At 71.8% G+C, this 17,841-nt stretch carries 15 protein-coding genes; 7 read left to right on the top strand and 8 right to left on the bottom strand.

Annotation, left to right across the window (positions count from 1 at the left end; all coding sequences use genetic code 11):
• Positions 1-136: 136 nt before the first annotated feature.
• Together AC1VM9_RS03185 and AC1VM9_RS03180 are read left to right on the top strand one after the other, a co-directional pair.
• Positions 137-1,933: a glycoside hydrolase family 15 protein gene (locus AC1VM9_RS03185; protein ID WP_483121121.1), complete on the top strand. Its 1,797-nt coding sequence runs from the start codon at positions 137-139 to the stop codon at positions 1,931-1,933.
• Complete coding sequence (locus tag AC1VM9_RS03180) at positions 1,930-2,412, top strand: hypothetical protein (protein ID WP_481342681.1); 483 nt, start codon at positions 1,930-1,932, stop codon at positions 2,410-2,412. Before AC1VM9_RS03185 ends, AC1VM9_RS03180 begins: the two co-directional genes overlap by 4 nt.
• Positions 2,413-2,489: 77 nt before the next feature.
• On the opposite strand, the gene AC1VM9_RS03175 is transcribed toward AC1VM9_RS03180, so the two are convergent.
• The gene (locus tag AC1VM9_RS03175; RefSeq protein WP_483121119.1) at positions 2,490-2,777 is read right to left on the bottom strand and encodes a hypothetical protein; all 288 of its coding nucleotides are present in this window, start codon (positions 2,775-2,777) and stop codon (positions 2,490-2,492) included.
• A gap of 9 nt (positions 2,778-2,786) precedes the next feature.
• Positions 2,787-3,209 (bottom strand): hypothetical protein, encoded by a 423-nt coding sequence (locus tag AC1VM9_RS03170; protein ID WP_481346395.1) that lies wholly within the window; start codon positions 3,207-3,209, stop codon positions 2,787-2,789.
• A 358-nt stretch (positions 3,210-3,567) separates the two neighbouring features.
• Between AC1VM9_RS03170 and AC1VM9_RS03165 the strand changes: the two genes are divergently transcribed.
• On the top strand, positions 3,568-3,816 hold the full coding sequence (locus AC1VM9_RS03165) for a hypothetical protein (protein ID WP_483121117.1): 249 nt from the start codon (positions 3,568-3,570) through the stop codon (positions 3,814-3,816).
• Positions 3,817-3,996: 180 nt separating this feature from the next.
• Positions 3,997-5,211, top strand: coding sequence for a thiolase family protein (locus AC1VM9_RS03160; protein WP_481342677.1), 1,215 nt, complete (start codon positions 3,997-3,999; stop codon positions 5,209-5,211).
• Between the two features lie 75 nt (positions 5,212-5,286).
• Here AC1VM9_RS03160 and AC1VM9_RS03155 read toward each other — a convergent pair whose 3' ends face one another.
• From AC1VM9_RS03155 to AC1VM9_RS03140, 4 genes are all read right to left on the bottom strand, one after another.
• Positions 5,287-6,162, bottom strand: a complete 876-nt coding sequence (locus AC1VM9_RS03155) for a hypothetical protein (protein ID WP_483121115.1) — start codon at positions 6,160-6,162, stop codon at positions 5,287-5,289.
• 60 nt (positions 6,163-6,222) lie between these two features.
• Positions 6,223-7,575, bottom strand: a complete 1,353-nt coding sequence (locus AC1VM9_RS03150) for an NAD-binding protein (RefSeq protein WP_483123962.1) — start codon at positions 7,573-7,575, stop codon at positions 6,223-6,225.
• A gap of 5 nt (positions 7,576-7,580) precedes the next feature.
• Complete coding sequence (gene pruA, locus AC1VM9_RS03145) at positions 7,581-9,209, bottom strand: L-glutamate gamma-semialdehyde dehydrogenase (RefSeq protein WP_483121113.1); 1,629 nt, start codon at positions 9,207-9,209, stop codon at positions 7,581-7,583.
• Positions 9,210-9,275: 66 nt separating this feature from the next.
• A complete protein-coding gene (locus AC1VM9_RS03140; RefSeq protein WP_483121111.1) occupies positions 9,276-10,202 on the bottom strand; it encodes a proline dehydrogenase family protein in 927 nt (308 codons plus the stop codon).
• A 158-nt stretch (positions 10,203-10,360) separates the two neighbouring features.
• Here AC1VM9_RS03140 and AC1VM9_RS03135 point away from each other — a divergent pair, with 158 nt between their 5' ends.
• The 3 genes from AC1VM9_RS03135 to AC1VM9_RS03125 all read left to right on the top strand — a co-directional run bounded on the left by AC1VM9_RS03135 (position 10,361) and on the right by AC1VM9_RS03125 (position 14,502).
• A complete protein-coding gene (locus tag AC1VM9_RS03135; protein ID WP_483121109.1) occupies positions 10,361-11,554 on the top strand; it encodes a PucR family transcriptional regulator in 1,194 nt (397 codons plus the stop codon).
• A 237-nt stretch (positions 11,555-11,791) separates the two neighbouring features.
• Positions 11,792-13,615, top strand: coding sequence for an amino acid permease (locus AC1VM9_RS03130; protein ID WP_483121107.1), 1,824 nt, complete (start codon positions 11,792-11,794; stop codon positions 13,613-13,615).
• Positions 13,612-14,502, top strand: coding sequence for a universal stress protein (locus AC1VM9_RS03125; protein WP_483121105.1), 891 nt, complete (start codon positions 13,612-13,614; stop codon positions 14,500-14,502). The genes AC1VM9_RS03130 and AC1VM9_RS03125 overlap by 4 nt, the downstream gene beginning before the upstream one ends.
• Positions 14,503-14,559: 57 nt before the next feature.
• Here AC1VM9_RS03125 and AC1VM9_RS03120 read toward each other — a convergent pair whose 3' ends face one another.
• Both AC1VM9_RS03120 and AC1VM9_RS03115 read right to left on the bottom strand, forming a co-directional pair.
• Positions 14,560-16,125, bottom strand: a complete 1,566-nt coding sequence (locus AC1VM9_RS03120; protein ID WP_483121104.1) for a PucR family transcriptional regulator — start codon at positions 16,123-16,125, stop codon at positions 14,560-14,562.
• A gap of 77 nt (positions 16,126-16,202) precedes the next feature.
• Positions 16,203-17,624, bottom strand: a complete 1,422-nt coding sequence (locus tag AC1VM9_RS03115) for an MFS transporter (RefSeq protein ID WP_483121102.1) — start codon at positions 17,622-17,624, stop codon at positions 16,203-16,205.
• Between the last annotated feature and the right edge of the window lie 217 nt (positions 17,625-17,841).

Below are 17,841 nucleotides of genomic sequence, written 5' to 3'. Positions count from 1 at the left end.
GCCGTGGAGCCTCCACGTCGAGGTTCACTATAGGAACCGTTTTGGTTCTGATAGTAGATGTGGCCGAAGGCATCTCCCCACGACCAGATGCTCGTAGGCTGTGCAGGACGGCATCATCGCGTCAAGGTGGACATTCATGATCCGAGTCGACGGCTATGCGCCCCTGCGCTCCTACGCGGCCATCGGGGACGGCCGCACGGTGGCGCTCGTGGCCCGGGACGGCACGATGGACTGGCTCGCCGTGCCGAGCCTTGACTCGTCGAGCATGTTCGCCGCCCTCCTCGATGCGGAACAGGGCGGTTCCTTCACGCTGGCCCCCACCGTCGCAGGTGAGGTCTCCCGTCGGTACCTGCCGGGCACGAACGTGCTGGAGACCACCTTCACCACGACGACCGGGGTCGTCACGCTCTCGGACTCGATGAGCCTCGACGGCGGCACGGGCTTGTGTCCCCTGCGCGAGGTGCAGCGCCGGGTCGAAGGGGTCGCGGGGCAGGTCACGATGAGCTGGCGGGTCAGGCCGCGGTTCGGCGACGGCCAGCGGCACACGCGGCTGACCAGGCGGTACGACGTGCCGGTGTTCTCATCCGGCGCCGATGCCGTGGCCGTCTGCGCGTTCGATGCCGGCGTCCCCGAGCTGGGCAGTGACTGGGTCGGCGGCACGTTCGAGACCCGTCCCGGGTCGGCGTCGGTGATAGCGCTGTGCGCAGCCCATCAGGAGCCGCTGGTCTTTCCCGGTCGCGACGAGCTCGATGACCGCTACGCCACGACCTTGGCCACGTGGCGGAGATGGCAAGGTGCCGGGCGCTATGAAGGCCCGTGGCACGAGCCGGTGGTCCGGAGCGCGCTCGCGCTCAAGCTGCTGGTGCACGCCCCGTCGGGGGCCCTGGCCGCCGCCGCGACGACGTCGCTGCCCGAGGACATCGGCGGAGTGCGGAACTGGGACTACCGGTTCTGCTGGGTCCGCGACGCCGCCTTCACCCTCGACGCGCTGCTCCGCCTGGGCTGCACCCCCGAGGCGCAGGCGTACTTCTGGTGGCTGATGCACGCCTCACAGCTGACCCGCCCACGGCTGCAGCCGCTGTACCGGCTCGACGGCGGGGCCCGCGCCCGCGAGCAGACGCTGCCGCTGCCCGGCTACCGCGGGTCGCGGCCGGTCCGGGTGGGCAACGCGGCGGCTGCCCAGCTCCAGCTGGACACCTATGGCGAGCTCCTCCACACGGCGTGGCTCTACGCCGAGGCCGGCCATCGGGTGGACGCCGACATCGGTTGGCGCCTTGCCCAGACCGCGGACCTGGTCTGCCGGCTCTGGCGCTCCCCGGACGCGGGGATCTGGGAGGTGCGCAGCGAGCCGGCGCACTTCACCCACTCGAAGATGATGTGCTGGGTTGCGCTGGACCGGGCCGCACGCCTGGCCGAGCACGGTCTGATCCCATCGCGTCACCGGGCCCAGTGGGACGACCAGGCCGTCGCCGTCGCGGACTTCATCGAAGGCGAGTGCTACTCGAGGGAGCGGAAGAGCTACGTCCGATGGGCCGGCGGCGACGAGCTCGACGCGAGTGTGCTGCTGGGTCTCCTGTCGGGCTACGGTGACGCGCGGTCCGCGCGCTGGGCGGATACCGTGACCGCCGTTCGTCGCGACCTGGGCCATGGCTGCTACGTGCGCCGCTACAGCGGCGACGACGGGCTCGTCGGAGGGGAGGGCGCCTTCGTCAGCTGCTCCTTCTGGCTTGCCGAGGCCCTGGCGCGCACCGGGAGCACCTCCGAGGCGACCGGGTTGATGGACGAGCTCGTGGAGCTGGCCAACGACGTCGGCCTGTACGCCGAGGAGGTCGACCCCGCCACCGGAGATTTCCTCGGCAACCTGCCGCAGGCGCTGAGCCACCTGTCGCTCATCAGCGCAGCTCTGACGATCGCAGGGGAGAAGCCCCGATGAGCGTCTGGGCGGCGCTCGCCGGCGGTTTCGCCGGGACCCTGGTGCTGACCACCGTGCTACGCACGGCCAGCGAGTTCCACCTGACCCGGATGGACCTGCCGTTCCTGCTCGGTACCGCGATCACGGTGGACAGGACACGAGCCAAGGCGCTCGGGTACCTGGCCCACTTCGTCATGGGACAGCTGTTCGCCCTGGGCTACTACGTGCTCTTCCTCGCCCTCGGCCGGTCCGACTGGTGGCTCGGCGCTGCGTTCGGGCTCGGGCATGGGCTGTTCGCCGGCACGGTTCTCGTCAACGTCCTTCTGCCGCTGGTGCATCCCCGCATGGGAACGACGTCTTCCGACGCGGGCACGGTCTCGCTGCTGGAGCCACCTGGTTTCATGGCCCGCAACTACGGCGTGCGAACCCCCCTCGTCAGCCTGTGCGCACACGTCGCCTACGGCACGATCATCGCGGTCTTTCTCGGCCTGGCCCGTTGACGGTTCCCCAGGCGATGCGGATCGGGCACGGCGGCCACCGGTCCGATCGCGCGGCGCCCCAGTGCCCGGAGGCAGGCTCACGGGGCCAGACGCCGTCCGAGCTCGTCGAGGAAGTTGTCATACGCGGCGGCGACGTCGTCGAGGTCCAGCGCCTGCGGCAGGTCGACGGCAAGCTGGCGCTCGATGAGAAAGGCTGCGGTGGCCTCCACGATGCGGGCCTCGGCGGCCCCGTCCGGCTCTGGCTGTAGCCGCTCGACGACGTCGGGGCTTGCCTGGATCATGATCTCGACCAGTTCCTCGCCCTCGCGGACGTGGACCAGGTAGTCGTGGCCGCCCAGGGGGTCGACCCGTAGGTGGTTCGTCATGAGGGAGGGTCAACCGCCGGCCGCACGCGTCGCCGTCATCGCAACGTCGGTCGCGATGCTGAAGATGCGCTCGGCACGCCGCGGGTCGGACCACTGGTGACTGTCGTGGAAGCTCATCCACTGATGCGGAGGGATGACCGTCCTGCTCGAGTAGTCGAGCTCGGCCCAGGTCACGGCGAGCTCGAAGAGGTCCAGAAGCACGTCGGGGTCACTGAGTACGGTGAGGAGCCGGTGGTGATGCCACTCGGTCAGGCCGCCGAAACCGCATCGGCCACGGCAGGTTCGGACGCGCCGGGCGCTTGCGGGCCCTGGGTCCACCACACTGACCACAGGTGCCAGGCCGGACCGCCGCCGGGCCCGCTGGTCCCCGGTCCCGATGCGAACAAGACCGGTGACCGGCTCCACACCGTCGCGGGGCGGCGTCGACAGCACCCTCGGACGGTCGCGAGGGTCCTCCGGAGCTCCTGTCTCATCCCTGGCGAGGGGCATGTTCGCCTCCTTGGTGCGGCGGGGAGTTCTGTACTGGCCTGCCTCGAACGTATGGCTGCCGGAGGGCGGCGCACAGGCCGGGTGGCGGCAGGCCTGGGGTTCCTACCTTGCCGACGGTCGGCAAAGGAGCCGGCTCGGCCGAGGCCGCCGCGGCCCCACCGGTTTCCCGCTGTGGGCAACGACGAGGCCAGAACGTGTCCGGGTGTGGCCCTACCGGCTGACGCGACGGCGGGCGAGCCTGAGATGACCGAGGCCGTCCTCTCGGGGACCTGCGCCTCCGCCCTTCGTCAAAGGAGCCACCATGACGCCAGCCCGCCACCAAGGTCCCGAGTCGGCACCGTCCTTCATCATCGGCCGGCTTGCTCTCGACAGGGACGCCCGCCGCCTGCCCGTGCCGTCCGTCGCGGTGGCGCGTTCCTGCCGGTGGCCGCGGGCCGCGGAGCCGACGACGCCCGGGGTCGGCATCGGCCCCGACCCGGGCCCGTGGGACATCGTCGACGAGTGGGGTGTGCAGTCGTTCCCGGCGAGTGACCCTCCCGCGAACTGGTGAGGTCGACGGAGGCACCACTACCGTCCGGGGGCGGAACGGGGAGGTGGCCATGGGTGAGAGGCTCGACGGGCAGCACCAACGACACCACCATCGACCCCACCATCGACACGACCATCGACACGACCATCGACCCCACCATGGACACCGCCGCGATCGCGGTCCAGGAGCAGGAGACCGGTGATGACCACCGCCGCATTCGTCTACGACGCCGTCCGCACCCCGTTCGGCCGCCTGGGTGGGCTGCTGGCCGGAACCCGGCCCGACGACCTCGCCGCCCACGTCGTCGAGCAGCTCGTCAGACGGGCACCGGGCCTCGCCGACGGCGGCTTCGGCGAGCAGGTCGACGAGGTCGTCCTCGGCAACGCCAACGGCGCCGGGGAGGAGAACCGCAACGTCGCGCGCATGGCCACGCTCCTGGCCGGGCTGCCGACGAGCGTCCCGGGCTCGACCGTCAACCGGCTGTGCGGGTCGAGCCTCGACGCGGCGATGCTCGCCTCCCGCTCGATCGAGACCGGAGACGCCGACATCGTGATCAGCGGCGGGGTGGAGTCGATGAGCCGCGCCCCGTGGGTACTGCCCAAGACCGAGAAGCCCTATCCCGCAGTCGATCTGGCCCTTTCCTCGACCACTCTGGGTTGGCGGCTGGTCAACCCCGCCATGCCGTCGGAATGGACGGTGTCCCTCGGCGAGGCCACCGAGCAGCTGCGGGAGAAGTACGGCATCACGCGCGAGCGGCAGGACGCCTTCGCCGCCCGGTCGCATCACCTGGCCGACCGGGCGTGGGCCGACGGGTGGTACGACGACCTCGTCGTGCCCGTGCCCGGCGTCGAGCTCACCCGGGACGAGTCGATCCGCCCCGACACCACGCAGGAACGCCTCGCCGGGCTGCGCCCGTCGTTCCGCACGGAGGGTGGCACGGTCACCGCCGGCAACGCGTCGCCGCTCAACGACGGCGCGTCGGCGGTGCTGCTCGGTAGCGAGGGCGCCCGCGACGAGATCGGCCTCGACCCGCTGGCCCGCGTCGCCGGGCGCGGTGCGAGCGCCCTCGAGCCCCAGTACTTCGGCTACGCGCCCGTCGAGGCGGCCGAGGCGGCCCTCGCGCGCGCCGGCATCGGGTGGGACGACGTCTCCGCCGTCGAGCTCAACGAGGCCTTTGCCGCGCAGTCGCTCGCGTGCCTCGACGCCTGGCCGGTCGATCCGGAGCTCGTCAACCGGCACGGCGGCGCCATCGCCATCGGCCACCCGCTCGGGGCGTCGGGCGGTCGCATCCTCGGCACCCTGGCCCGGGACCTCCAGCGCACCGGTGGACGGTGGGGCGTGGCGTGCATCTGCATCGGCGTCGGGCAGGGCCTCGCGGTCGTGCTCGAGAACGTCAGCTCGGGCGTCACGTCGTGACGACCCAGCATGCGGGGAAGCGCCCGGACACCCGCGGTGTGGGGCAGTCGCGAGCCAGGGCGGACCCCGCTGCGCTCAGGGGCGGGGCAGCACGACGTCGACGAGGAGGGCGGGGTGGTCCGTGGTGCCCTGCATGTCGACCACCACGTGCGATCGCACACCGGCACCAGGGCTGACCACGACGTTCTGCACCACGCCGTCGTCGACGCGTTGGTAGCCGCTGGGGAGGCACGACTGTGGGCTGGGCGAACCGCGTGCCGCGAGGTTGAGATCCGCACCGAGGACGACCGGGTCGACGCCGTCGCCGCGGGTGATGCTCGGCACCACCGAGGTCAGCAGGTACCGGCACTGGTCGAGCGCGACGGCGGTGCTGGTGCTCGCCGTGTGCGTGGTGCACGCGGAGAACCGGGTGGCCACGTCGATGCACACCCAGACGCGTTCCTCCGGGTCGTCGAGGTCCTGCATGGGGTACACCCCGCTGTGGCGGCGGAGGCCGGCTGCGGCTGACGAGACGACGACGATGACCGCGTCGCCGAACTCCTGGCCGTTCTGGCACCGGACCGGGGCCCGGCTGGGGCGGTCCTTCGCGGCGGCGAAGGCCACGGCGACCTCGGCGGCGGGGAAGGCGGCCGACAGCGCCTGCTCGAGGACCCTCACGTCATCGCGGCAGACCTCGTTGAGGCTGAGCATGTCCGGCCGATGCTGGTGCACCAGTGCCACCGCCCGGCCGACGGCACGCCCGCCGGCATAGCAGGCAGCGCGCCCGCTGTTGCACAGGTTCATCTGCAGCACGCGCACCGCCGTCCCGCCCGGGCCGGTCGACGGCCGGCTCAGGCTCGGGCGCTCGCTCGCCGCGCGACCGGCGCTGCAGCCCGCGGCAGCGCCCACCGAGAAGGCCAGGAGGCACGCGACGGCGGCCCGGTGGGGCCGGCGGACGTCTCGAACCCGCATACCCATCGATCCAACCCGGCATCCGGGCGGTGTGCAATCGACGCGGGGAGCCGGTGCCCCTCAGGCTGTCCTGACGAGCCGGTCCACGTGCCAGCACCGCTCACGCGGCGAGGCCGGCCAGCGGACGAAGCCCTCGCCCGGCACGGCGAGGTACTCCTCGTCCGGCCCGCCGACGACCGCGCAGACCCTGACGCCGAGCAGTCGCGCCACCAGGTACGTCGCGCTCAGCCCCGTGACGTCGCGGGTCGTGCCGAGCGGTAGCAGCGACCGGGTCTCCGCGATCGCCTCGTGCTCACCGGCTCGGAGCACGACGCGCGTGCCTGGGGCCACCGCGTGCGCTGCCACGGCGACGGCGATGTTGTCGAGGTCGTCGGAGCCCACGGCCGCCAACGCCGCAGCCCGATGCAGCCGCAGCCGTTCGAGCACCGCCCGGTCACCGCCGTGCGCCATCACGACGGGCACCCCGAGGGTGCGGGCGAGCCGCAGGTTGGGGGCCTGCGGGTCCCGTTCGACGCCGACCACGGCCACACCGAGGCGTTGCAGCTCCTGGCACAGCCGGAGGCCAACCTGCCCCAGGCCGACGACGACCACGTGGCCGGACCGCGGCAGCGCACGGGCGCCGACCAGGCCCACGAGGCGCGGTCCGAGGAGCCGGTCGACGAGGCCCGCGGTGAAGGTCGCCGTGAGGACGACGGTCACGAGCATGGCGAGGGCCGACACGAGCAGGTAGCGCGCCGGCTCGCCCTCCGCCGACGCAGGACCCACGGTGGCCACGACCCGCGCGGCCTCGTGGAACGCCTCCGCGGACGCGTGTCCGGCCACGAGCGTCAGCCAGGCCCAGTCGCCGAGCAGGATGGCGAGCAGGCCGGCGGACCCGGCGAACAGGATGCGGCTGCCCGTGTCGTGCGGGCGAAGCTGCCCAGCCACGCGGCCCGCCCGAGCGTGCCAACGGGCCCGTCGACCCAGTGCCCACGGCGTCTCGGTGAGGGCCTCGCCGGTCCGTCGGACTGCCGTCGCCCCCTCGGCCGAGCGGCGGATCGCGAGCGCGTCCGGCGCGAGACAGGGAGCCACGAGCGAGGAAGCCGCCAGGCGGGCCGGCGACGTCACGTGGCAGTGCGGCAGGAGCCGCACCAGCTGCTCGGCCACGGTCTGGTCGAAGATCGTGACGACGAGCTCGGCCGCCGGCTCGATGTGGGCGGTCGCCAACGCGTACCGAAGCGCCGCGACGTCGTCGTGCAGGAGCACGGCCACGCCCGCGGGCCGCCACGACATGGCGCCGCGGAGGTCCTCGTCGCCGGGGGCGACGAGGTGCAGCACCTCGAACCCACGCTGGCTCAGTGACGCGCACACCCGACGTGCCACGTGGGTGTCGCCGATGACGAGGTAGGGCCGGCCCGCGTGGCACCCGTCCATCGAGGTCACCTCATGTGGGGGTAGCGGTGGTCCGTCGCCGGGACGAACGTCTCCTTGATGACGCGGGTGGACGTCCAGCGCATGAGGTTCTGCGCCGCGCCGGCCTTGTCGTTGGTGCCGGAGCCGCGGGCCCCGCCGAACGGCTGCTGGCCGACGACGGCCCCGGTGGGCTTGTCGTTGACGTAGAAGTTGCCGGCCGCGAACCGAAGTGCCTTGGTGGCGTAGGCGACTGCCGTGCGGTCCTGGGCGATGACGGCTCCGGTCAGTCCGTACTGGGACGCCGACTCCATCTGGTCGACGACCCGCTCGAAGTCGGAGTCGTCGTAGACGTACACCGCCAGGATCGGACCGAAGTACTCCGTGCTGAAGATCTCGTCGTCCGGGTCGGTGCACTCGAGGATCGTGGGCCGCACGAAGTAGCCGACGGAGTCGTCGTAGGTGCCACCGGCGACCACGGTGATCGTCGGGTCGGCGTGCGCGCGGTCGATCGCCGCGCGGTGCTTGGCGAAGGCGCGCTCGTCGATCACGGCACCCATGAAGTTGCGGAGGTCGGTGACGTCGCCCACTGCCAGGGCCTCGGTCTGCGCCACGAGCTCGTCGCGCACCAGTTCCCAGACACTCCTGGCCACGTAGGCCCGCGAGGCCGCGGAGCACTTCTGCCCCTGGTACTCGAAGGCGCCACGCAGCAGTGCGGTTCGCACCACCGCCGGGTCCGCCGACGGGTGTGCCAGCACGAAGTCCTTGCCTCCGGTCTCGCCGACGAGGCGCGGGTACGTGTCGTAGCGGGCGATGTTCTCACCCACGCTCCGCCACAGGCCCTGGAAGGTCGGGGTGGACCCGGTGAAGTGGATGCCGGCGAGGGCCGGGTCGGCCAGCGTCACCCCGGAGACGGCGATGCCGTCACCCGGGAGCATGTTGATGACGCCCGGCGGCAGGCCCGCCTCCTCCAGGAGCCGCATCGTGTAGTGCGCGGCGAGCTGCTGCGTCGGGGCGGGCTTCCAGACCACGGTGTTGCCCATGAGGGCCGGAGCGGTCGGCAGGTTGCCCGCGATCGCGGTGAAGTTGAACGGCGTGACGGCGTAGACGAAACCCTCGAGCGGGCGGTGGTCGAGCCGGTTCCACACCCCGGGCGCGTTGGCTGCCGGCTGCTCAGCCAGGATCTGCCGGGCGAAGGCGACGTTGAACCGCCAGAAGTCGATGAGCTCGCACGCCGAGTCGATCTCGGCCTGGTGGGCGGTCTTGCTCTGCCCCAGCATCGTCGCGGCGTTGAGCGTGTCGCGCCACGGTCCCGAGAGCAGCTCCGCGGCCTTGAGCAGGATGGCGGCCCGGTCGTCGAAGCCGAGGGCGCGCCATCCCGGTGCCGCGTCGCGAGCAGCGGCGGTGGCCGCCCGGGCGTCGGCCTGTGTCGCGTTGCGCAGGGTGCCGAGACGCCGGCCGTGGGCGTGCGGCTGCACGACCGCGCGCTCCGCGCCGCCCCCGTGGCGCTGCTCGCCGCCGATCGTGGCGGTCAGCTCGACGTGTCGTCCGGCCTGGTCCTTGAGGGCCAGCTCGAGCCGGGCGCGGGCGTCGCTGCCGGGCTCGTAGTCGCGGATCGGCTCGTTGGCGGGAACGGGCACCTGGGTGACGCCATCCATGGGAGTCCTTTCGGGTGGTCGGGGTCGGGTGGTCGGGGTCGGGTGGTCGGGAGGTCGGGGCGCGGGTCAGCGCGAGACGAGGGAGCGCAGGAGGAAGCCGACGTTCGCCGGACGCTCGGCGAGGCGGCGCATGAAGTAGCCGTACCAGTCGCCGCCGTAGGGCACGTAGACGCGGACCCGATGGCCGGCCGTCGCCAGACGGCGCTGCTCGCCGCTGCGGATCCCGTGGAGCATCTGGTACTCGAAGCTGCCGGGGGCGCGGCCGTGCCGCTCGGCGAGCGCGCCGGCCAGCTCGACCATGCGCGGGTCGTGGCTGGCCACCATCGGGTAGCCGTCGCCGGCCATGAGGATCTCGAGGCAGCGGACGTACGCGAGGTCGACGTCGGCCTTGGCGGGGTACGCCACGGACTCGGGCTCTGCGTAGGCGCCCTTGACCAACCGCACCCGGGAGCCCGCGTGGGCGAGGTCGCGGCAGTCGGCCTCGGTCCGGTAGAGGCACGACTGCAGCACGGCACCGGTCTCCGGGACGTCGCGGCGCAGCTCGCCGAGGATCGCCAGGGTGGAGTCGACGGTCGTGTGGTCCTCCATGTCGAGGGTCACGGTGGTGCCGGCCGCTCGCGCGGCCGCGCAGATGGCGTGGGCGTTCTCGAGCGCCACCCGGTGGCCGTCGTGAGGGAGAGCCTGCCCCACCGCGGAGAGCTTCAGCGACACCTCCGCACGGCCGGCAAGGCCGAGGTCGGCCAGGCGGCCGAGCACCTCGACGTAGGTCCGCCGGATGCCGGTGGCGTGCCCGACGTCCACGGTGTCCTCCCCGAGATGGTCGAGCGTCACCGTCAGGCCCTCGTCGACGAGGCGTCGCGTGGCCGCGAGGGCGTCACCGAGGTCCTCGCCGACGACGAACCGCTCGACGAGGCGGCGGGTCGCGGGCGCGCTCGTGACGAGGCGCTTGACCCGAGGACTGCGCGAGGCCGTCAGCAGGGCCGTACTGAGCATGGTGTCTCCTCCGGGCGGGTGGTTGGCGGCGAACCTACGCGCGCCGCAGACCCCGCGGCAGCGGACAGGTGCCACACGGCCGTCCCCCGGCTTTGGACATCTGCTCAAAGCGGCTGCGACAATGCCCGCGAGCCGCTGCCGGACCGTTGGAGGACGCCATGCGACCGGAGTTCCAGGACATCGTCGACGACGTGGCCCGGTTGCTCGCGCGGCCGGCGACCCTGGAGGACCGGGACTTCAACCTCGTGGCGTTCTGCTCGCACGAGGCGCAGGGCGACGAGGTTCGCCTGCGCTCGATCCTGCAGCGGCACTCGAGCCGCGAGGTGCAGGACTGGTTCGAGGGGTTCGGCATCGCGACGAGCACCGTGCCGGTCCGCACCCCCGCCTCGTCGCAGCTCGGCGTGCTGAGCCGGCTGTGTCTTCCGGCGCGCTGGAACGGCGTCACCTACGGGTACCTGTGGCTGCTCGACGAGCACGTCAGCATCGACGAGGCACGCATCCCTGCGGCGGTGGCACTGGCCGAGCGGGCCGGAGCGCTGATGGCCCAGCAGGCCCGCTCCCGCGAGGAGCTCGCCTACTCGGTCGAGGACCTCCTGTCGGCTGACCCCGATGCGGTCAGCAGGGCGACGGAGGCCATCGCCGACCTGGGCATCATCGGGCGCGACGCCCCGCTCGCCGCGGTCGTGCTCCGGCAGGTGGGGGACGTCGCGCCACAGCCGCTGCCGATGAACCTGTGGCGGTTGCCGAGGTCGGTGCTGGCCTCGAGCGGCGAGGACCACCACACCTTCCTCGTGCCGTCGGACCCGACCAGCCTCGACGCCGCCCGGCAGGTCGCGCGACAGGCGCTCGACCTGTACTCCGACCGCCTCCCTCCGGGCTCCCGCAGCGGTCTCGTCGTCGGCATCGGCGGCATCCGGCCGAACCTCGCCCAGGCACGCGGCAGCTGGAACGAGGCGCGGCTGGCCACCCGGGTGGCCGAGGTCGTGGACTCGCTGCGGCCCGTCGCCGCCTGGCCGGAGCTGGGAATCTACCGGCTGCTCGCCTGCGGCCCGGAGAAGGCGTTGGCGAGCGCCGTCCTCGACCCCGCCGTGCGGCGGCTGCTCGAGCAGGGCGACCCTGACCTGCGCCACACCGCGGTGACGTACCTGGAGGCCGGCGGAAACGTGCAGGAGACGGCGGCCGCACTCCACGTGCACCGGCAGACGGTGTACTACCGGCTGCAGAAGATCGAGCAGGTCACCGGGCTCGAGCTCGCCCGCGGCGACCACCGGCTGGTGCTCCACCTCGGCCTGACCCTGGCACCGTTCGTGGCAGACACCATCCAGGCCCGAGCTGCTTCGACATCTGTCTGAAAGCGCGGCGGCGACACTCGTACGGCTGTAAGTCGCAGCGGCCCGCGGCACGCGCTAGCGTCGGAGAGCCCTCAGGGACGGATCTCTCGCCCGCTCTTGCCGGCTCTCGCCGGGGCCCACCAGCAGCCCTGTGGCGCAAGGCTGGTCCCGTCGGTGAGCACCAGAAGTGCTGACGGCAGGCTCAACAGTCGCAGGACCTCCCTCCCGCCTTCGCAGGCCTTTCCCTTGGAGACACCGATGTCACCTGGACCCGAGCTGAAGAAGACCCTGACCCAGCGTCAGCTGAGCATGATCGCGATGGGGGGTGTCATCGGAGCGGGGCTGTTCGTCGGCTCCGGAACGGTGATCCACGACACCGGTCCCGGCACCTTCCTCACCTACGCAGTGACCGGCGTCCTCATCATCCTGGTGATGCGGATGCTGGCCGAGATGGCGGTGGCCAACCCGTCCACCGGGTCGTTCGCCGACTACGCGCGCAAGGCCCTCGGCCCGTGGGCCGGGTTCTCGGTGGGCTGGCTCTACTGGTACTTCTGGGTCATCGTCGTCGGGTTCGAGGCCGTGGCCGGCGCGAAGATCATCCAGTACTGGGTCGACGTCCCGATCTGGACCTCCGCCCTCGTCCTCATGGTCCTCATGACCGCGACCAACCTCTTCTCGGTCGCGTCGTTCGGCAGGTTCGAGTACTGGTTCGCCGGCATCAAGGTCGCCGCCATCATCTTCTTCATCGTGTGCGGCAGCTTCTTCGTCTTCGGCATCTGGCCCGACAAGCACCTCGACTTCAGCAACCTGTGGAGCCACGGCGGCTTCCTGCCCCACGGAACCGCAGCGCTGACGGCCGGCGTCGTCACCGTCATCTTCTCGATGGTGGGTGCCGAGGTGGCGACCATCGCCGCGGCCGAGTCCGAGAACCCCGAGCGCGCCGTCGCCAAGGCAGCCAACTCGGTCATCACCCGCATCTGCCTGTTCTTCGTGGGGTCGGTGTTCCTCCTCGCGGTGGTCCTCCCCTGGAACTCGGCCGCGCTCTCCGGCTCACCCTTCGTCGCGGCCTTCACCGAGATGGGCATCCCCTACGCCGACGACCTGATGAACGCCGTGGTCCTCACGGCCGTGCTCTCCTGCCTGAACTCGGGTCTGTACACCGCGTCGCGGATGCTGTTCGTCCTGGCCGCCCGACGTGAGGCCCCGGCACAGCTCGTCACCGTCAACGGTCGGGGCGTGCCGACGAAGGCCATCCTCGCCTCGTCGGTGATCGGCTTCCTGTGCGTCATCGCGGCAGCGATCGACGAGGACGGCGTGTTCGCCTTCCTGCTGAACTCGTCCGGCGCCATCATCCTCTTCGTCTACCTGCTCATCTCGATCTCGCAGATCCGGCTGCGGCTGCGCACCGACGAGTCGACGCTCACGGTGAAGATGTGGCTCTTCCCCGGCCTGTCCGTGCTCGCCACCCTCGGCATCGTCGCGGTGCTGGTGCAGATGGGCCTGACGCAGAGCGTGCGCTCGCAGCTCCTGCTCAGCCTGCTGTCGTGGGGCGTCGTCCTCGTCCTCTACGTCCTCAACAAGTACGTCCTGGCCCGTGCGCAGACCCCCGGGACCCCTGCGTCCGACCACGCGCGCCGGGTGCTGGTGCTGGCCAACGAGACGGTCGGCTCCGCGGAGCTGCTCGACGAGCTGCGACGCATCGACGCCGAGCGGGCGGCCACGTACTACGTGTGCGTGCCGGCGAGCCCGGTCGAGACCGGGCAGGCGGCCGTCACCGGCCCGCTGCACGTGTCGGACGCGACCGTCGAGGCGGCCCGGACCCGGTTGGACACCACGCTCGCCACGCTGCGCTCGGAGAGCCTCAGCGTCGAGGGCGACCTCGGGGACTTCCGGCCGCTGCGGGCCCTCGACACCGCCGTGCGGTCCTTCCGGCCCGACCAGATCGTCATCGCCACCAGGCCCCTGGAGGACTCGATCTGGCAACGCTACGACGTCGTCGACCGGGCCCGCACCAGCTACCCGGTCCCCGTCACGCACGTGATCGCGCACCGCACCGAGCCGGCACTCGTGGAGGAGCCGTGACCGTCGTCGTCGGCTGCACGCCGAAGGAGAGCGGCACCTCGGCGCTCGAGCTGGCCGCGCTCCTCGCCCGGTCGTCGGGGGAGGACGTCGTCGTCGCCGTGGTCGTGGCGGCCGCCTGGCCGCCCAGCACCGAGCGCGTCGACGCGGACTACCGGGCCTACCTCACCCAGCGTGGCGAGCAGTCGCTCGCTCAGGCCAAGGAACGGATGCCCGACGACGTCAACACCGCCTACGTCCTGCACCATGCCCCCTCGGTGCCCACCGGGCTGCTCGAGGTGGCCTCCGAGCACGACGCCAGCGTCCTCGTGCTCGGGTCGTCCGAGAACGGGGGGCTCGGCCTCGTCGCCCTGGGCAGCGTCGCCGACCGCATCGTGCACAGCTCGCCGGTCCCGGTCGCCCTCGCGCCGCGCGGCTACCAGGCCGAGCCCGGCGGCCGGCTCCGGCGCGTCACCGTCGCGTTCGGTGGCACGTCCAAGGACTGGTCGTTGGTCCGCGCCGCCGCGGACTACGCCGCCCGCACCACGAGCTCACTTCGAGTCGCCTCCTTCTCGGTGCGACCGAAGAAGGTCTTCGCCGCGACCCTGGCCGGCGCGGGCGAGGACCTCGTGGTGCACCAGTGGTCCCGGCGGACCAGGGAGGTCATCGACGAGCAGCTCGCCGAGGTGCGCCGGCTGCCCGACGTCCCACGCCGGCTGGAGGCCGTCATCGGTGACGGTCACAGCTGGCGCGAGGCGATGGGACAGGCACCGTGGTCCCTGGGCGACCTCCTCGTCGTCGGGTCCAGCTCGCACGGCCCGGTGGCGTCGGTGTTCCTGGGATCGAGGGCCTCGAAGATCCTGCGATGCGCGCCGGTCCCGGTCCTGGCACTGCCCGTCTCCGGGCAGTGACCCCCGGCTGGGAGCGCGCACTCAGTTCGTGGCGATCGTCTCCGCAGCGCTGGTGCCTCAGCTTCTCGACGCCTGCCTGGCACGCTGGGCATCCAACGCAGCCACGGCGACATGGAGCTGGGCGCGGAAGTCACCGGACTCGATGTCTCCGTGGAGGACGTCCTCGATGAGGTGCAACCGTTGGTACAGCGCCTGGCGCGACAGGTGGCTCCGGCGCGCGGCGACGGACTTGTTCCCCGCGGCGGCGAGGTAGTGGCGCAGCGTGGAGAGGAGGTCCGTGCCGTGCGTGGTGTCGTAGGTGAGCAGGGGTGCCAGCTGTCGTTCGGAGTAGGCCTGGACGCGCGGGTCGTCGCGCAAGGAGTAGAGCAGCTCGGGCAGACCGATGTCCGTGACGGTGTAGACGCCGGGCGGGGCGTCCGCCGGGGTGGCGTCCGCCACGTCCTCGGCCTCGGCGGCTGAGCGGCCGACGTCGGACAGCTCGCCGACCTCGGCCCCCACGTAGGCGGCGGTGCCGGCCATCTCGCTGACCTCCTCGGCGAGCGGCCGCCAGCCTTCCGCGCCTCGAAACGCCAGGAGGACGCCGACGCCTCGGTCGCCGAGGTCACCCACGAGCGCAGAGCCGTCGAACCGGCTGCGCAGCTTCTCCAGCAACGCTGCCGGCTCGTCGGGGCGGACCAGGACGACCGCCAGCCGGCGCCCCTGCGTGGGCATGCCGAGCGCGCTGATCTTGGCCCTCGTGTCGCGCCAGGACAGGTGCCGCTGCTCCAGCACGTCGACAAGGGCGTCCGAGTGCGCCTGCTCCTCCCAGTGCGTCTCGTGCGTCAGCCGGGCCAGGGTCAGGGCCGTGGCGGCGCGTTCGAGCACCATGACGTCCTCGGCATGGAACTGCTGCTCGGCGGCGCTGCTCGGCAGCACGGCGAGCCGCCCCCAACGCTGCCCACGAAACTCCACGGAGGTGACCAGCCAGCCTTCCTGGCCGGAGACCGCGGTGCGGTCGGTCGGCGTGGGGGTCGCCCGGGAACGCTCCTCCCAGCGGTTCAACACGTGCTCGAGCGTGTGCTCGCCGGGCGCGCACATCAGCGCCTGGTGCGCAAGGTTCTCCAGGACCGCCGCCCGTCCCGTCATCGTCGCCGTGGCCCGGACGATCTCCTCGGCCCCTGCGCCCCGGAGGGAGAGCCCGGTGAACGTGTCGTGGATCCGCTCCGCCGCTCGAAGCGTGCGCATCTGGCCGGTCAGGATCATCGCGTGCACCTCCTGCGTCACGTCGACGAACTTGACGCCGCGGTGCAGCACGATCAGCGGCAGTCCTCGGGCGCGGCACCCTGCGACGAGGTCGTAGGGTGCCTCCTCGAAGCACCGACCGAGCTCGAGCACGACCCCAGCCGCACCGATGTCGGCCAGCTCTGCGGCGTAGTCGTCGAGCCGACTGGGGAACCCGATGCCGGTCGTGAGGACGAGCTCACCGCCGCGCAGGGCTGAGGCAGGCTTCTCCCACTCGTTGACGTGCACCCACCTCACCGGGCGGTCCAACCGGTCCTGGCCGGCGAGCACCTTGGGGAGCCCGCCGGCCAGCACGGGGAGGGCCAGGACCTCCGCCACGGTGACCTTCCCTGCCCGACTCACCCCACCACCCTGCGCCACGCGTGAGGCGGGCGCAACGGCGCTCGTCGAAGGGCCGGCCGGAGGGCTGGGAACGAGGGTCACGAGCTCCTCGCTGCGCCTTCCGTGTCGGGTCGGCCGAGACGCCCGGCGCGGCCGTGGAGCGCCGGAGTCCGCTCCCGCACGGCTGACTCGGAGGTCACCGTGCTCGCCGTCGCCAGGGCGAGGCCCTTGGTCTCCGGAGCCAGGGCGAACGAGACCGCCAGTCCGACGAGGGTCACTCCGGCACCGATCAGGAGCGTGCCGGTGTTGCCCACCGAGGCCACGAGCACCGGAAGGAAGAACGTGCCCCCGGCCGAGCCGAAGCGGCTCATGGCCGCTGCGAAGCCCACCCCGGTCGCGCGCAGGTCGGTGGGGAAGAGCTCGCTCGGGTAGAGGAACTGCAGCGCACTGCCGGCGGCCTCGGCGAAGTGGAACACCACGAACAGGAGGATGATCGGCACGGCCAGGTGCAGGGGCAGCACGGCAAGGCCGACCAGTGCGACGAGGATCGCCGCGAAGCTGGTCAGCAGGAGGGGACGGCGGCCCACGCGGTTCACCAGGACCAGACCCGTCGAGACGCCGAGGATCGGGATCAGCATCAGGACCGCCGCACTGACGGTCGCGTTCTGCACTCCCATGGACGCGAGGATCTGCGGCTGGAACGTACGGATGGCGAACCCCGTAGTGACCTGGCACAGGAAGAAGGTCGAGCAGAACACGATCTGCCTGCCGTAGCCGCGACGGAAGAGCTGACGGATGTTGCCCAGGCCGGAGCCGTTGCGCCGAGGAGCCGCGCTCTCGCGGAGCAGCTCGTCGAGTGCGACGTCCGTGCCGACGTACGTGTGCACGACGGCGGTGGCCTCCTCGATCCGGCCACGGCTGGCCAGCCATCGCGGGGACTCCGGGACGCCGGCACGGGCGAGGAGGAACACCAGGGCCGGGACCGCGCCCGAGAGCAGCATCCACCGCCAGGCGTCCTGGCCCAGGCCGGACAGACCGAGCCCCACCCAGTAGCTGACGCCGAAGCCGACCCACCACGAGAGGACGAGCCCGGACAACGCGGGCCCACGCAGCTTCCTGGGGACGAGCTCCGCGGTGATGGCAGAGGCGATCGGGTAGTCGGCGCCGACCGCGATCCCGATGACCAGGCGCAGGGCGAAGAGCTGCCAGGCCTCGTGCACGAAGAACTGCGGGACGGAGGCCGCGACGAACACCACGAGGTTGAGCAGGTACATCAGGCGCCGACCGACCCGGTCGGTGAGCGCGCCGAAGACCATGGCTCCGACGAAGACCCCGATCAGGGCCGAGGCTGCGATCAGGCCTGACCAGACCGACCCGAGGTGCAGCTGCGGCGTGATCTGGGTCAGCGCCACCGCGATGATGCCGAGCAGGTAGCCGTCACAGAACGGGCCGCCCATCGCGATGGCGACCAGGCGCCGGTGGAAACGGTTGACGGGGACGTCGTCCAAGGTGGTTGTCATGGGAGTGCCTCTCGGTTGCCCGGGCGGATTGCGAAAATGCGACCACTGTGCGCGCGGTCACACTCCCGAGACAGACACAAACTGTCACCTGGTCGCCATCTGCCTTGACACAACGTCCCGGTTGCCGACTCTCCAGTATCGCCGGACCCGAGCCGCGCCGAGGTGGCGCCGAGGTGGCGCCGACGCACGGTGTGTCTTGCGCGCGGCCGGACTGCGG

The sequence above is a fragment of the Monashia sp. HAY1-11D genome (genome assembly GCF_056868035.1).
Note: the sequence above shows the minus strand (reverse complement) of the source record. Positions and strands in the feature narration are given on the sequence as shown.

Coding starts and splice junctions, on each gene's coding strand:
- AC1VM9_RS03130 (WP_483121107.1), top strand. CDS start 11,792: ATGTCACCTGGACCCGAGCTGAAGAAGACCCTGACCCAGCGTCAGCTG.
- AC1VM9_RS03135 (WP_483121109.1), top strand. CDS start 10,361: ATGCGACCGGAGTTCCAGGACATCGTCGACGACGTGGCCCGGTTGCTC.
- AC1VM9_RS03155 (WP_483121115.1), bottom strand. CDS start 6,162: ATGCGGGTTCGAGACGTCCGCCGGCCCCACCGGGCCGCCGTCGCGTGC.
- AC1VM9_RS03150 (WP_483123962.1), bottom strand. CDS start 7,575: ATGGACGGGTGCCACGCGGGCCGGCCCTACCTCGTCATCGGCGACACC.
- pruA (WP_483121113.1), bottom strand. CDS start 9,209: ATGGATGGCGTCACCCAGGTGCCCGTTCCCGCCAACGAGCCGATCCGC.
- AC1VM9_RS03160 (WP_481342677.1), top strand. CDS start 3,997: ATGACCACCGCCGCATTCGTCTACGACGCCGTCCGCACCCCGTTCGGC.
- AC1VM9_RS03165 (WP_483121117.1), top strand. CDS start 3,568: ATGACGCCAGCCCGCCACCAAGGTCCCGAGTCGGCACCGTCCTTCATC.
- AC1VM9_RS03180 (WP_481342681.1), top strand. CDS start 1,930: ATGAGCGTCTGGGCGGCGCTCGCCGGCGGTTTCGCCGGGACCCTGGTG.
- AC1VM9_RS03175 (WP_483121119.1), bottom strand. CDS start 2,777: ATGACGAACCACCTACGGGTCGACCCCCTGGGCGGCCACGACTACCTG.
- AC1VM9_RS03115 (WP_483121102.1), bottom strand. CDS start 17,624: ATGACAACCACCTTGGACGACGTCCCCGTCAACCGTTTCCACCGGCGC.
- AC1VM9_RS03140 (WP_483121111.1), bottom strand. CDS start 10,202: ATGCTCAGTACGGCCCTGCTGACGGCCTCGCGCAGTCCTCGGGTCAAG.
- AC1VM9_RS03185 (WP_483121121.1), top strand. CDS start 137: ATGATCCGAGTCGACGGCTATGCGCCCCTGCGCTCCTACGCGGCCATC.